At 72.7% G+C, this 13169-nt stretch carries 10 protein-coding genes; 6 read left to right on the top strand and 4 right to left on the bottom strand.

Annotation, left to right across the window (positions count from 1 at the left end):
• Positions 1-12: 12 nt before the first annotated feature.
• Positions 13-1545 (bottom strand): MFS transporter, encoded by a 1533-nt coding sequence (locus AC067A_RS11085; protein WP_478617627.1) that lies wholly within the window; start codon positions 1543-1545, stop codon positions 13-15.
• A gap of 113 nt (positions 1546-1658) precedes the next feature.
• Between AC067A_RS11085 and AC067A_RS11080 the strand changes: the two genes are divergently transcribed.
• From AC067A_RS11080 to AC067A_RS11065, 4 genes are all read left to right on the top strand, one after another.
• Positions 1659-2594 carry an MmyB family transcriptional regulator gene (locus AC067A_RS11080; RefSeq protein WP_478617826.1) on the top strand — a complete coding sequence of 312 codons (936 nt, stop codon included), beginning with the start codon at positions 1659-1661 and terminating at the stop codon, positions 2592-2594.
• Positions 2595-2657: 63 nt separating this feature from the next.
• Entirely contained in the window at positions 2658-3794 is a 1137-nt protein-coding gene (gene dusB, locus AC067A_RS11075) for a tRNA dihydrouridine synthase DusB (protein ID WP_478617624.1), read from the top strand.
• A gap of 357 nt (positions 3795-4151) precedes the next feature.
• Entirely contained in the window at positions 4152-6863 is a 2712-nt protein-coding gene (gene ppdK, locus AC067A_RS11070) for a pyruvate, phosphate dikinase (RefSeq protein ID WP_478617621.1), read from the top strand.
• Positions 6864-7475: 612 nt separating this feature from the next.
• Positions 7476-8510, top strand: coding sequence for an ArsR/SmtB family transcription factor (locus AC067A_RS11065; protein WP_478617618.1), 1035 nt, complete (start codon positions 7476-7478; stop codon positions 8508-8510).
• On the opposite strand, the gene AC067A_RS11060 is transcribed toward AC067A_RS11065, so the two are convergent.
• On the bottom strand, positions 8480-9637 hold the full coding sequence (locus AC067A_RS11060) for an alkaline phosphatase PhoX (protein ID WP_478617615.1): 1158 nt from the start codon (positions 9635-9637) through the stop codon (positions 8480-8482). The two genes, AC067A_RS11065 and AC067A_RS11060, sit on opposite strands and share 31 nt — an antisense overlap.
• Positions 9638-9814: 177 nt before the next feature.
• On the opposite strand from AC067A_RS11060, the gene AC067A_RS11055 reads away from it, so the two are divergent.
• Entirely contained in the window at positions 9815-10261 is a 447-nt protein-coding gene (locus AC067A_RS11055; RefSeq protein WP_478617612.1) for a group III truncated hemoglobin, read from the top strand.
• A gap of 89 nt (positions 10262-10350) precedes the next feature.
• Positions 10351-10767, top strand: coding sequence for a VOC family protein (locus AC067A_RS11050; RefSeq protein WP_478617609.1), 417 nt, complete (start codon positions 10351-10353; stop codon positions 10765-10767).
• 36 nt (positions 10768-10803) lie between these two features.
• Here the strand turns inward: AC067A_RS11050 and AC067A_RS11045 are convergent, their stop codons facing one another.
• Together AC067A_RS11045 and AC067A_RS11040 are read right to left on the bottom strand one after the other, a co-directional pair.
• The gene (locus tag AC067A_RS11045) at positions 10804-11565 is read right to left on the bottom strand and encodes an SDR family NAD(P)-dependent oxidoreductase (RefSeq protein WP_478617606.1); all 762 of its coding nucleotides are present in this window, start codon (positions 11563-11565) and stop codon (positions 10804-10806) included.
• 73 nt (positions 11566-11638) lie between these two features.
• Positions 11639-13087 (bottom strand): MFS transporter, encoded by a 1449-nt coding sequence (locus AC067A_RS11040; RefSeq protein WP_478617603.1) that lies wholly within the window; start codon positions 13085-13087, stop codon positions 11639-11641.
• Between the last annotated feature and the right edge of the window lie 82 nt (positions 13088-13169).

Here is a 13169-nt window from a genome sequence, read left to right as displayed (position 1 = left end):
ACTGCCGCCCGCTCAGCCCACCGACCTCGGCAGGCGCAGGGCGAGGAGGGCCGTGAGGAGGGCCATCGCCAGCTGGATGAGGAGGGTCACCGTCAGGGCCGTGCCCGTCGGGCCGGAGGCGGAGAGCGACAGGAAGAGGGAGCCGAGGGTGGCGACCCCCAGCGTGATCGCCACCTGCTGGGTGGTCACCATGACGCCGCTGCCCACCCCCGCGCGCTCCGCCGGGACGTCGGAGAGGACCACCCGGAAGAGCACCGGGAGCTGGAGCCCCTGCCCGACACCCGCCACCGCCATCCCGGGGACCAGGCCCGCCACCGACAGGTCGGGCCAGGAGCGGCCGGCGGTCACCACGATCAGGCCGAGACCGGCGGCCTGGAGCAGCGCGCCCACCGGAACCACCCGCGTCCCCCAGCGGCGGATCAGCCGGGGACCCGCCAGGGACGCCGCGAAGAAGGCCAGTGCCATGGGGACCACGGCGAGGCCCGAGGCCACCGCGCCGAGCCCCAGACCCTGCTGGAGCGATACCGCGATCACGAACATGAAACCGCCGAAGCCCGCCGACAGCGGCAGGACGAGCACCAGACCGCGCCGCAGCGACGTCAGGCCCAGCAGGCTCGGCGGCACCAGCGGCGTGCGGCCCGCGCGGTCGAGCCGCCGCTCCACCCGCCAGAAGGCCGTGGCCACGAACGGGAACGCCGCGAGCGAGACCCACGTCCACAGCGGCCGGCCCGCCGCCCCGCCCTCCGTCAGCGGGGCGAGCAGGCTGAGCAGGGCGGCGGCGAGCAGCAGCGTGCCGGCCACGTCCACCGGCGCCGGGCGCTCCGAGCGCGTCTCGGGGACGGCCCGCAGGGCCAGGAACAGGCCGGCCGCGGCGATGGGCACGTTCACCAGGAACACCGCGCGCCAGCCCGTGCCCACGAGGTCCGCCGCGACGAGCACCCCGCCGAGGACCTGGCCGCCCGCCATGGAGAGACCGGCGGTCGCCCCGTACAGGCTCACCGCCCTGGCCCGCCGCGGCCCCTCCGTCGCCGCGTGGATGGTCGCGAGCACCTGGGGCAGCATCAGCGCCGCCGCGGCACCCTGGGCCACCCGCGCCCCGACCAGGGTCGCCGCGTCCGGGGCCAGTCCGCAGGCGAGCGACGTGAGGCCGAAGGCGGCCATGCCGGCGAGGAAGAGCCGGCGGCGGCCGAAGAGGTCGCCGAGCCGCCCGCCGAGGACCAGCAGCACGGCGTACGGCAGGCCGTACCCGGCGACGACCAGCTCCAGCATCACCGGGCCGGCGGCGAGGTCGTGGTCGATGGAGGGCAGGGCGACGTTGACGATGAAGAAGTCGATCAGCGGCAGCGCGGCGCCGAGGAGGACCGTGAAGAGCCCCAGGGTGCCGAGCGCCGTCGGGCCCGCCGCGGCCCCGCCGGGCGGGCCGGGGGCCGCGGCGGGCCCGGGGCCGGGGGTCGACGGGGCGGGCCCGGGGCCGGGGGCGGGCGGGTGGGCGGAGGTGCCGCCGCCCGGAGCGGGAGTACGGCCGGAAGCCGGAATCGAAGTCACGCATCCGACGATCCGCGTCCGTTCAGCCTGGTACCAGAGTGTCTTCGTCCTGGTACAACGAGTACCTGGCAACGGGCTCACGGCCCCGGCACCCTGGGAGCGTGACGACAGCGATGACGGCGGCACCCGAGACCCGGCGGCACGAGCTCGCCGCCTTCCTGCGCAGCCGGCGCGAGCGCATCACCCCCGAGCAGGTCGGCCTGCCCAGGGGACGGCGCCGCCGCACCCCCGGACTGCGCCGGGAGGAGGTCGCGCACCTCTCCGCCGTCGGCGTCACCTGGTACACCTGGCTCGAACAGGCCCGGGACATCCAGGTGTCCCCGCAGGTCCTCGACGCCCTCGCGGACGCGCTGCTGCTCGACCCGACCGAGCGGAGCCACCTCTTCGCCCTCGCCGGACGGGCCGACCCGCACCCCGGGGCGCCCTCGTCGGCGGTCACCCCCGCGCTGCGGACGCTCCTGGAGCAGCTGGAGCCCGTACCCGCCGCCGTCCAGAACAGCCGGTTCGACTTCCTCGCCCACAACCGGACCTTCGGGCACCTCTTCTGCGACCTGGACGCGCTGCCCCGCGAGGACCGCAACTCGCTCTGGCTGGCCTTCACCCACGCGGACTTCCGGGCCGCCGTCACCGACCTGCCGGACCTCCTCCCGATCCTCGCCGGGAAGTTCCGCGTCTCGATGGCCGAGCACCTCGCCGAGCCCGCCTGGAAGGCGCTCGTCGAGCGCCTCGAAGCGGCCTCGCCGGAATTCCGGGAGATCTGGGCGCGCCACGACGTGGTCGCGCCGGGCGGGCGCACCAAGGTCATCCACAACGCCCATGTCGGCCTGCTCAGGTTCGAGCACACCAACCTCTGGCTCGGCCCGAACTCCGGCCCGCACCTCGTCACGTACGTCCCCGTGGACGACGGGACCCGGGCCGGGATCGCCCGGCTCCTGGACGTGGTGGTCCGCGGGCGGGCGGCCGCGGCGGCCGCGGGCCCGGTGCCGGCCGCGGCGGGGCCCGGTGACCGGCCCCACCCGGCCCGGGTCGGGGCGACCCCGCGGCTGTGAGCTCGGCCATGCGCGGGCGGTACGGCTGACCGGGGATCCCGGCGGTGCGCGACAATGGGGCGCATGACCGCGTTCACCCCTCTCGCCATCGGGCCGCACATCGTGCAGCCGCCGGTGGTGCTCGCCCCGATGGCCGGCATCACCAACGCCCCCTTCCGCACCCTCTGCCGCGAGTACAGCGGCGGCAAGGGGCTGTTCGTGAGCGAGATGATCACGACGCGCGCCCTGGTCGAGCGCAACGAGAAGACGATGCAGCTCATCCGCTTCGACGAGACCGAGAAGCCGCGCTCGATCCAGCTGTACGGCGTGGACCCGGTGACGGTCGGCAAGGCCGTGCGGATGATCGTCGACGAGGACCTCGCGGACCACATCGACCTGAACTTCGGCTGCCCGGTCCCCAAGGTGACGCGGAAGGGCGGCGGCTCGGCCCTCCCGTACAAGCGGCCGCTGCTGCGGGCGATCCTCCACGAGGCCGTGACCAACGCGGGCGACCTGCCGGTCACCATGAAGATGCGCAAGGGCATCGACGACGACCACATCACGTACCTCGACGCGGGCCGGATCGCGGTCGAGGAGGGCGTCACGGCGATCGCCCTGCACGGGCGGACGGCGGCGCAGCACTACGGCGGCACCGCGGACTGGGACGCGATCGCGCGGCTCAAGGAGCACGTGCCGGAGATCCCGGTGCTCGGCAACGGCGACATCTGGTCGGCGGACGACGCCCTGCGGATGATGCGGGAGACGGGCTGCGACGGCGTGGTCGTCGGGCGCGGCTGCCTGGGCAGGCCGTGGCTGTTCGGCGACCTGGTGGCGGGCTTCGAGGGCACCGGGGCCTATGCGCAGCCGGGGCTGCGGGAGGTCGCGGACGCGATGGTGCGGCACGCGCGGCTGCTCGGCGAGTGGCTGGGTGACGAGGCACGCGGTGTCGTCGACTTCCGGAAGCACGTGGCCTGGTACCTGAAGGGCTTCGCGGTCGGTTCCGAGATGCGCAAGAAGCTCGCGATCACGTCGTCCCTGGAGGAACTGCGCGCTCAGTTGAGCGAGCTCGACCTGGACCAGCCGTGGCCGGTGGGTGCGGACGGTCCTCGGGGCCGTACGTCCGGAAACAACCGAGTCGTCCTGCCGGACGGCTGGTTGAAGGACCCGTACGACTGCGCGGGAGTGAGCGAGGACGCCGAGCTGGACACGTCCGGCGGCTGAGATCCGGACTTTCCGGGGGAGTGATCCTCGCCACCTCTGAGGGGGGTGGCGCTCACATGAGCAGGTTACGTACTCCTGCACCGCCTGAAGGGGTGGCACTGGGTGCCACCCATTTTGCGTTCAAGAGTTGAACGCAAGTGGTCGATTGGGCGCTCATGCGAGCGGCATACCGCAGCTTTGGACCTTAGGACCCTTCGGGGCGTGAAAGCGGAATGTTTGGCTCGGTAACTTTCGAAGTGCTGGCGGACGGGTGGTTAAGACCGAGTGTCCGGTAGGCGTACCTCCCCAGAAGCCTTCGATCTGGGTATGTTCCTCGCCGTCAGGGCAGCCAACCGAGTCGTCGAGGAGTCGAGACCCGTGTCGGGAAACATTGATCAGAAGTTCGTGTACGACTTCACCGAGGGCAACAGGGACCTGAAGGACCTGCTCGGTGGCAAGGGCGCCAACCTCGCCGAGATGACCAACCTCGGTCTGCCGGTGCCTCCGGGCTTCACGATCACCACCGAGGCGTGCAAGGTCTACCTCGAGAGCGGCTCGGAGCCGGTCGAGCTCCGCGACGAGGTGACCGCCCACCTCGAGGCCCTCGAGCACCGGATGGGCAAGAAGCTCGGCCAGGCCGACGACCCGCTGCTGGTCTCCGTCCGCTCGGGCGCGAAGTTCTCCATGCCGGGCATGATGGACACCGTCCTCAACATCGGCCTCTCCGACGAGTCCGTCGTCGGCCTCGCCCGCCAGGCCGACAACGACCGCTTCGCGTGGGACTCGTACCGCCGCCTGATCCAGATGTTCGGCAAGACCGTCCTCGGTGTCGACGGCGAGCTCTTCGAGGAGGCCCTCGACGAGGCCAAGACCGCGAAGAAGGTCGCCAGCGACACGGACCTGGACGCCGCCGACCTCAAGAAGGTCGTCAAGCACTTCAAGAAGATCGTGAAGGCCCAGACCGGCCGCGACTTCCCGCAGGACCCGCGCGAGCAGATGGACCTCGCCATCGAGGCCGTCTTCAACTCCTGGAACACGGACCGCGCCAAGCTGTACCGCCGCCAGGAGCGCATCCCGGGCGACCTCGGCACCGCCGTCAACGTCTGCTCGATGGTCTTCGGCAACCTCGGCCCCGACTCCGGCACCGGCGTCGCCTTCACCCGCGACCCCGCCTCCGGCCACGCCGGCGTCTACGGCGACTACCTGCAGAACGCGCAGGGCGAGGACGTCGTCGCCGGCATCCGCAACACCGTGCCGCTGGCCGACCTCGAGTCGATCGACAAGAAGTCGTACGACCAGCTCATGCACATCATGAGCACCCTGGAGACCCACTACAAGGATCTCTGCGACATCGAGTTCACCATCGAGCGCGGCCAGCTCTGGATGCTCCAGACCCGCGTCGGCAAGCGCACCGCCGGTGCCGCCTTCCGCATCGCCACCCAGCTCGTGGACCAGGGCCTGATCGACGAGGCCGAGGCGCTCCAGCGCGTCACCGGCGCCCAGCTCGCCCAGCTCATGTTCCCGAAGTTCGACGAGACCGCGAAGGTCGAGCAGATCGGCCGCGGCATCGCCGCCTCCCCGGGTGCCGCCGTCGGCAAGGCCGTCTTCGACTCGTACACCGCGGTCAAGTGGTCCCGCTCCGGCGAGAAGGTCATCCTGATCCGCCGGGAGACCAACCCGGACGACCTGGACGGCATGATCGCCGCCGAGGGCATCCTCACCTCCCGCGGCGGCAAGACCTCGCACGCCGCCGTCGTCGCCCGCGGCATGGGCAAGACCTGTGTCTGCGGCGCCGAGGAGCTCGAGGTCGACACCAAGCGCCGCCGGATGACCACGGCCGACGGCCAGGTCGTCGAGGAGGGTGACGTCGTCTCCATCGACGGCTCCACCGGCAAGGTCTACATCGGTGAGGTACCCGTCGTACCGTCCCCGGTCGTCGAGTACTTCGAGGGCCGCATGCACGCCGGCGCCGACGACGCCGACGAGCTCGTCGCCGCCGTGCACCGGATCATGGCCTACGCGGACCGCGTCCGCCGCCTGCGCGTCCGCGCCAACGCCGACAACGCCGAGGACGCCTCGCGTGCCCGCCGCTTCGGCGCCCAGGGCATCGGCCTGTGCCGCACCGAGCACATGTTCCTCGGCGAGCGCCGTCAGTACGTCGAGCGGCTCATCCTCGCCGACACGGACACCGAGCGCGAGGAGTCGCTGAAGGCGCTGCTCCCGCTGCAGAAGCAGGACTTCATCGAGCTCTTCGAGGCCATGGACGGGCTGCCCGTCACGGTCCGCCTGCTCGACCCGCCGCTGCACGAGTTCCTGCCCGACATCACCGAGCTGTCGGTCCGCGTGGCCCTCGCCGAGTCCCGCAAGGAGCCGCACGAGAACGACCTGCGCCTGCTCCAGGCCGTGCACCGGCTGCACGAGCAGAACCCGATGCTGGGTCTGCGCGGTGTCCGCCTCGGCCTGGTCATCCCCGGCCTGTTCACCATGCAGGTCCGGGCGATCGCGGAGGCCGCGGCCCACCGCATCGACGCCAAGGGCGACCCGCGCGCCGAGATCATGATCCCGCTCGTCGGCACCGTCCAGGAGCTGGAGATCGTCCGCGAGGAGGCCGAGCAGGTCATCGCCGAGGTCCGGGCGCAGACCGGCGTCGATCTGAAGCTCGCGCTCGGCACCATGATCGAGCTGCCGCGCGCCGCCGTGACCGCCGGTCAGATCGCCGAGGCCGCGGAGTTCTTCTCCTTCGGCACCAACGACCTGACCCAGACGGTCTGGGGCTTCTCCCGCGACGACGTGGAGGCCTCGTTCTTCACCGCGTACCTGGAGAAGGGCATCTTCGGCGTCAGCCCCTTCGAGACCATCGACAAGGACGGCGTCGGCGCCCTCGTGCGCAGCGCCGTCCAGGCCGGCCGGGCCACCCGCCCCGACATCAAGCTCGGTGTCTGCGGCGAGCACGGCGGCGACCCGGAGTCGGTGCACTTCTTCCACGAGGTCGGCCTCGACTACGTCTCCTGCTCGCCCTTCCGGATCCCGGTGGCGCGCCTGGAGGCGGGCCGCGCGGCCGCCGAGGCGAAGGGCAGCGACAGCCGCTGAGCCGTGCTGAACGGGCGTTCAGCAGCGGCCACCGAGTCCTGCTGAACCGGGGTTCAGGAGTGGCGGTCGGGCCCTCCTGACCCCCGGTTCAGCAGCGGGAACCCGCGACCACCGGGGCCGACGCCGGTCATTCTTCGACCCTCACCGGCGGGCGGAGGCCTCGGAAACACAGAGACGGGACGGACACCTTTGTGCGGAGGTGTCCGTCCCGTCGTCTTTCGTCCCGCTCATTTCGCGTGGTCGTCGACCGGATGTGAGTTCGTGTTCAATTACGGCCGATTGAATTATTGGCCATTGAACTTTTCTGTTTCCTTGCCGCAAAGAACAGGTCGGGCGCGACCCCCGGATCCCCACCCGGAGGCCGCGCCCTTTACCGATGCCGGGCAGGTGAGCCGCAACCCTCGCCGACCGCCGCCAGACGCGCAAAGCCCCCCACGGTCTTCGCCACGTCACCTCGGTCCTGAAGGTTTCCTGCCCGACCCGTACAGCTTTTCGGTTCTGCCCCGATTGCCGCGATGCTTTTCAACTGTGGCTGAAACACCCTGGTAACGTGCAGTGATGCTGTGCATACTCGTCGTCGGGGGTGGTTGCGAGTGCACAGGTGGGGACGTCATGCTGCGGATTCATTTCACCGGAAACGACTTGGCGGGGGTGCGGACGGCCGCCCGGCCTGACGTTCTGTGGGAAACGATTCTCAGCTTTCACCGTTTAAGGGACCGGCGCGGCCCCGTGGTCTACGGGGAATGGCGCTCGGAAACGCGGATGAGGCTCGGCGGTGAGACCCGCCTCCTCGCCGCGCTGGTGCCCAGCCGCGGCTATTTTCCCGACTTCCTGACGCCCGCGGAGGGCGTGCACGGGCTCGACGAGGGCCTCCAGGCGATCCGCGCGACCGACGCCGGACGGCTCCGCGGAGAGCTCTCACTGCTCGCCGCGGACCGTTCGGGGGCCCGGACCGTGCCGCACTCGCTGCGCGCCCTCGCCGACGGCGGCGCGGAGCCCTTCGACCGGCTCGTGGGGGCCCTGCGGAGCTATCACCGGGCCGCCGTGGAGCCGTACTGGCCGCACATCCGGGCCCGGGTCGAGGCCGACCGGGCCCGCCGCGGCCGGGCCCTCCTCGACGGCGGCGCCGACGAACTGCTGGCCTCGCTGCCGCCGATGCTGCGCTGGCGCGCGCCCGTCCTGGAGGCCGACTACCCGGTCGACCGGGACGTCCACCTCGACGGCCGGGGGCTCCTGCTCCAGCCGTCGTACTTCTGCCGGGGGACCCCGGTGGTACTGCGCGACCCCGCGCTGCCGCCGGTGCTCGTCTACCCCGTCACGCACGGCGAGGCGCCGACCGTCCGCTCGCCGGGCGGCTCCTCGCTCGCCAAGCTGGTCGGCCAGACCCGCTCGGCGGTCCTGCACGCCATCGGCGACGGCGGTACGACGAGCGAGCTCGCCCGCCGGGCCGGAGTCTCCCTCGCCTCGGCCAGTCAGCACGCGGGTGTCCTCCGGGAGGCCGGGCTCATCGCGACCCTCCGCAACGGCAACGCGGTCCTGCACACCCTGACGCCGTTGGGCGCCGCCCTCCTCGGCGGCGCCCAACGAGCGGTGGACCTGCGGTGCTACGCGGGGCACTACGCCCGGAACGGCCCCTTCACCTCGTAGGTGATGCCGCCCGACGAGCTGCCGGTGGTGCCGCGCTGGCTGGAGAAGTACAGCCGGCTGCCGTCGGGGGAGAAGGCCGGTCCGGTGATCTCGGAGCCGGACTGGCCGGTGATCCGCAGGAACGGCGCCACGACGTCGTCCGGCGTGATGACGCAGATTTCCATGTTGCCGCCGTCCTCGGCGACGAACAGGTCGCCCGAGGACGTGCCGGTGATGTTGTCGACGCCGGTGAGCGGTGCGCCGCCGCCCGAGACCAGCGAGTCGTCGTAGGCCAGCTCGTACGTGCCGGCGGCGAGATTCACCTGCCAGACCCGGTTGTCGCCCTTGGTGGTGAACCAGACGGTGTCGTTCGCGTAGTAGCAGCCCTCGCCGCCGCTGAAGCGCTTCGCGCCGGAGACCTGGTTGCGGGTGGTGGTCGGCGCGCCGTCCGGGTCCGGCACGTTCTGCCAGGTGAACGTGCCCGAGGTGGCCGTGCCGGCCTTGAAGACCTGGAGGGTGCCCGAGGACAGGTCGCCCCAGGTGGTGGGGACGAACCGGTAGAAGCAGCCGTCCGTCTCGTCCTCGGTCAGGTAGATCACCCGGCGCACCGGGTCGGCCGCCGCCGCCTCGTGCTTGAACTTGCCCATCGCGTCCCGGCGCGTGGCGGTGCCGCCCCACGGGTTCGTCTCGTAGACGTAGCCGAGGGACACCTCCTCGCAGGACAGCCAGGTGTTCCACGGGGTCTTGCCGCCGGCGCAGTTCTGGCGGGTGCCGGAGAGGATGCGGTACGCGCCGGTGATCGTGCCGGCCGCGTCGAACCTCACCGCGCTCGCGCCGCCGCTCGGGTTGATCTCCGAGTTCGACACGTAGATCCAGCCCGTGCCGTCGGCGAAGCAGGCGCCGCCGTCGGGGGCGTTGTGCCAGGCGTACGAGGTGCCCGGCACGGTCTGTCCGGACCGGGCGATCACGCGGCTGGTGAACCCGGCCGGCAGCTGGATGCCGTTCGCGTCCGCCGCGCCGAGCGCGCCGTAGGGGCCGGCGCCGGGCTGGGCTGGGGCGGCGAAGGCCGCGCTCTGCCACAGGCTGCCGCCGAAGGCCGCGGCCGACGTGCCGATGACCGCTCCACGCAGGAAACTGCGTCGCTCCACGTCTCACTCCTGAGAAGGGTGTCAACCGCCCCGCCGGCCGGTCGGCGGCGGGGTCGCGCGCTTCCGGAACCTAGAACTCCCGAATTGACAGTGCAGCAACAACCGGTGAAGGGGAAGCGGCGTCCACCGGGACCTTCGGCACTGGGGGGAGCGGGAGCCGTCGGGGACACTGGGGGCATGCGTGCCACCCGGGACATCCGCGACCGAGACGACCTCGACGTGCTGCTGCGCAGGTTCTACGGCGCCGCGTTCGAGGACCCCTTGATCGGGCCGTTCTTCACCGAGATCGCCGGGACCGACCTGGAGGTCCACCTGCCCGGGATCACCGACTTCTGGGAGCGGGCGCTGCTCAGGAGCGCGGAGTACGGGCGGGACGCCTTCGCGCCGCACGCGGCGCTGCACTCGGCCCGGCCGCTCACGGCCGCCCACTTCGGCCGCTGGGTGCAGCTGTGGCACGCGACCGTGGACGGACTGCACCGGGGGCCGCTGGCCGAGCGGGCGAAGGGGCAGGGGGAGCGGATCGCCGTGGCCATGCTGCGGAGGCTGGCCGGACCGGGGACGACCGCCGGGGGAGGCGGCGGGTTCGTGCCGCTGGCGGCGCTCCGGCTGCGTTCGGTCGCCTGAGCGAAAGGAATTCTCCGGAGGGCGATGAGTTCCGGGCGGTGGGTCCGTCCTACCTCTCGACAGCACCGCACGACGGAGGAGAGAGCACCATGGCCCCGCAGATGATCTTCGTGAACCTGCCCGTCACGAGCGTCGAGGCGAGCAAGGCCTTCTTCGAGAAGCTCGGCTTCTCGGCGAACCCCCACTTCAGCGACGAGACCACCGCCTGTGTGGTCATCAGCGACACCATCTTCGCGATGCTCCTCGAAGCGCCCAAGTTCGAGTCCTTCATGGCGCCCGGCAAGGAGATCCCCGACGCGACCAAGACCACCGAGGTCATGGTCACGCTGAGCGCCGGGAGCCGGGCGGAGGTCGACCGGCTGGCCGACGCCGCCCTCGCGGCCGGCGGCGGCCCGGTGAAGGACCCGATGGACCTCGGCTCCATGTACGGCCGGTCCTTCACCGACCTGGACGGCCACCACTGGGAGGTCTTCTGGATGGACCCGGCCGCCGTCCCCCAGGGCTGAGCCGCCGGGAGGTGCGGCCGGGCGGCCGGGGCGCGCTCAGGCCGAGACGCCGCCGTCGATCACCAGGTCCGTGCCGACGGCGGAGGCCGCGTCGTCCGAGGCGAGGTACAGCACCGCCGCCGCCACCTCCGCGGCGGACGAGATGCGGCCGAGCGGCGACTGCTCCTTCATCCGGACCTCCCGCTCGGCCTCGGACTCGCCGGGCAGCAGCGACATCGTGGACTCCGAGGCGCCGGGGCTGACCGCGTTGATCCGGACCCCGTCGGCGATGTGGTCCAGGGCGGCGGCCCGGGTGATCGCCGAGACGGCCGCCTTGGACACCTGGTAGCCGAACACCCCGGGGATCCGGACGTGCGGGCCCAGGTTGGACGCGATGTTCACGATCGCCCCGCCGCCGTGCGCCCGCATGTGCGCCACCTCGGCCTGGAGGGCGTGCAGCACCCCCGTCACGTTGATGTCGAGCAGCGTCCGCCAGTCCTCCAGCGGGAAGTCGGCGGCGCTGTGACCGCCCCGGAAGACACCGGCGTTGTTCACGGCGACGTCCAGGCCGCCGAACAGCTCGACCGTACGGCGCACGAGGTCCCGGGTCGACCCCGCGCTCGCCACGTCGGCGGTGACCGCGGCCCCGGTGCCCCCGGCCGCCTCGATCAGGGCGACCGTCTCGTCGAGAGGCTCGACGGTGCGGCCGGCGGCCACGACGTCGGCGCCCTCGGCGGCGAAGGCGAGCGCGATGGCCCGGCCGAGCCCGGAACCGGCGCCGGTGACGAGGACGGTGCGGCCGGTGAAGCGTGCGGACATGACTGACTCCCAGGTGAGGTGAGGAAAGCGGGGGTGCGAGGGGCGGTGGCCGAGGGGGCGGGGTCGGGCGTGGCTAGCGGGCGCGGAGTGCGAGGGTCGCGAGGGCGGCGAACAGGGCGGCCGCGGCCGCCAGCGACACCGCGTCGCCGCCGAGGGTGAGGAGCGCGGCGAAGACCACCGTCGGCCCGAGCTCCATCGCCGTGTTCAGGGCGCCGCCCGCGAGCCCGGCGCGGTCGGCCGGCACCCCCTCCGTGGCCAGGACGGCGGCGCCCGCGAAGGACAGCGCGCCGCCGGCCGGCAGCAGGAGCAGGCCGGGCAGCAGGCCGTACGCGTACGGGACGGAGGTCTCGAAGCCGGTCGCGGCCAGCAGCCCGAGCCCGGCGGCGGCCGTGCCGAGCCCGGCGCCGGTGACCGGCCCGGGGCCGTACCGGCCGATCAGCGGGCCCGCGAGCCGGCCCGCGCCGAGCAGCGCGACCGCGAAGGGCACGAAGGCGGCGGACGTCAGGAGGGCGGACCAGCCGCGCTGCTGCTGGAGCGCCAGGGAGAGCAGCACGAACACCGTCGCCGTCCCGGCCGCCGTCAGCCCGATCGCCGAAAGGCCCAGCGCGCGGCGGCCGTCGCGCAGGAAGCCCGGTGGCAGGAGCGGGTCGGCGGTCCGCCGCTCGACGGCCCCGAAGGCGACGAGCAGGACGAGGCCGGTGGAGAGCGGCACGAGGACCGGCGCGGACCCCCACGGGTGGGCGTCGGTGAGGACGAGCCCGTAACTGGCCAGCGTGATCCCGCCGGTGGCGAGCAGCGCGCCCGGCAGGTCGAGGGACCGGCTGCCGCGTGCCGGGCCGTGCGCCCGGCCCGCGTCGGGTGACCGGCTGGTGCCCGGCAGTTCGGGGGACCGGCCGGTGTCCGGCGCGTCGAGGGGCCGGTCCGTGGCGGGCAGCAGGCGTGGCGCGAGGAGGAGGGCGGCGAGGGTGACGGCGACGGGCACGGCGAAGGTGCCGCGCCAGGAGGAGGCGGCCGCGATCACGCCGGAGAGCAGGTTGCCGGCGGTGGCACCGAGGACGGAGAGGCCTCCCCAGGTGGCCATCGCCCTTCCGTAAGCGGCCGGTTGGGGGAACAGCGTCCGCAGGAGCGCCATCGCGGCGGGGGCGACCAGGGCCGCGCCGGCGCCCTGGCCGAACCGGGCGGCGAGCAGTGCCTCGTACCCGGGGGCGAGCGGTGCGGCGACGGAGGCGGCGCCGAACACCAGGAGCCCGGCGGTGAGGGCCCGGCGTCCGCCGAAGCGGTCGGCGAGCCGGCCGCCGAGGAGGAGCAGCCCGGCGAAGGTCAGCCCGTACGCGGAGCTCAGCAGGATCAGTTCGGCGCGGTCGAGCCGGAACGCGGCGCCGATGCGGGGGAGGGGCACGGCGAGCGAGGCGAGCGTGAAGACGAGCGTCGCCTGCACGCCGCCGAGCAGCACGAAGGCGGGGCGCACGGCCCCGCCGGGCGGGTCTCCCGAGACCGCCCGCGCCTCTGTCGTCGTCGTCATGCCCGTACCCCCTCCGTCCCCACCGGCCATGAACTTGACCGTACATTCCAAAAAAAGGCCCCAGGAAAGGGCACCCCATGGG

It is taken from the genome of Streptomyces sp. NPDC043176, from assembly GCF_056436715.1.
This window is presented reverse-complemented; position numbering and strand designations above follow the sequence as displayed.

Bases quoted from the DNA above. Each gene is read 5' to 3' on its own strand.
- AC067A_RS11080 (WP_478617826.1), top strand. From the start codon at position 1,659: ATGACGGCGGCACCCGAGACCCGGCGGCACGAGCTCGCCGCCTTCCTG.
- dusB (WP_478617624.1), top strand. From the start codon at position 2,658: ATGACCGCGTTCACCCCTCTCGCCATCGGGCCGCACATCGTGCAGCCG.
- AC067A_RS11065 (WP_478617618.1), top strand. From the start codon at position 7,476: ATGCTGCGGATTCATTTCACCGGAAACGACTTGGCGGGGGTGCGGACG.
- AC067A_RS11055 (WP_478617612.1), top strand. From the start codon at position 9,815: ATGCGTGCCACCCGGGACATCCGCGACCGAGACGACCTCGACGTGCTG.
- AC067A_RS11050 (WP_478617609.1), top strand. From the start codon at position 10,351: ATGGCCCCGCAGATGATCTTCGTGAACCTGCCCGTCACGAGCGTCGAG.
- AC067A_RS11045 (WP_478617606.1), bottom strand. From the start codon at position 11,565: ATGTCCGCACGCTTCACCGGCCGCACCGTCCTCGTCACCGGCGCCGGT.
- AC067A_RS11040 (WP_478617603.1), bottom strand. From the start codon at position 13,087: ATGACGACGACGACAGAGGCGCGGGCGGTCTCGGGAGACCCGCCCGGC.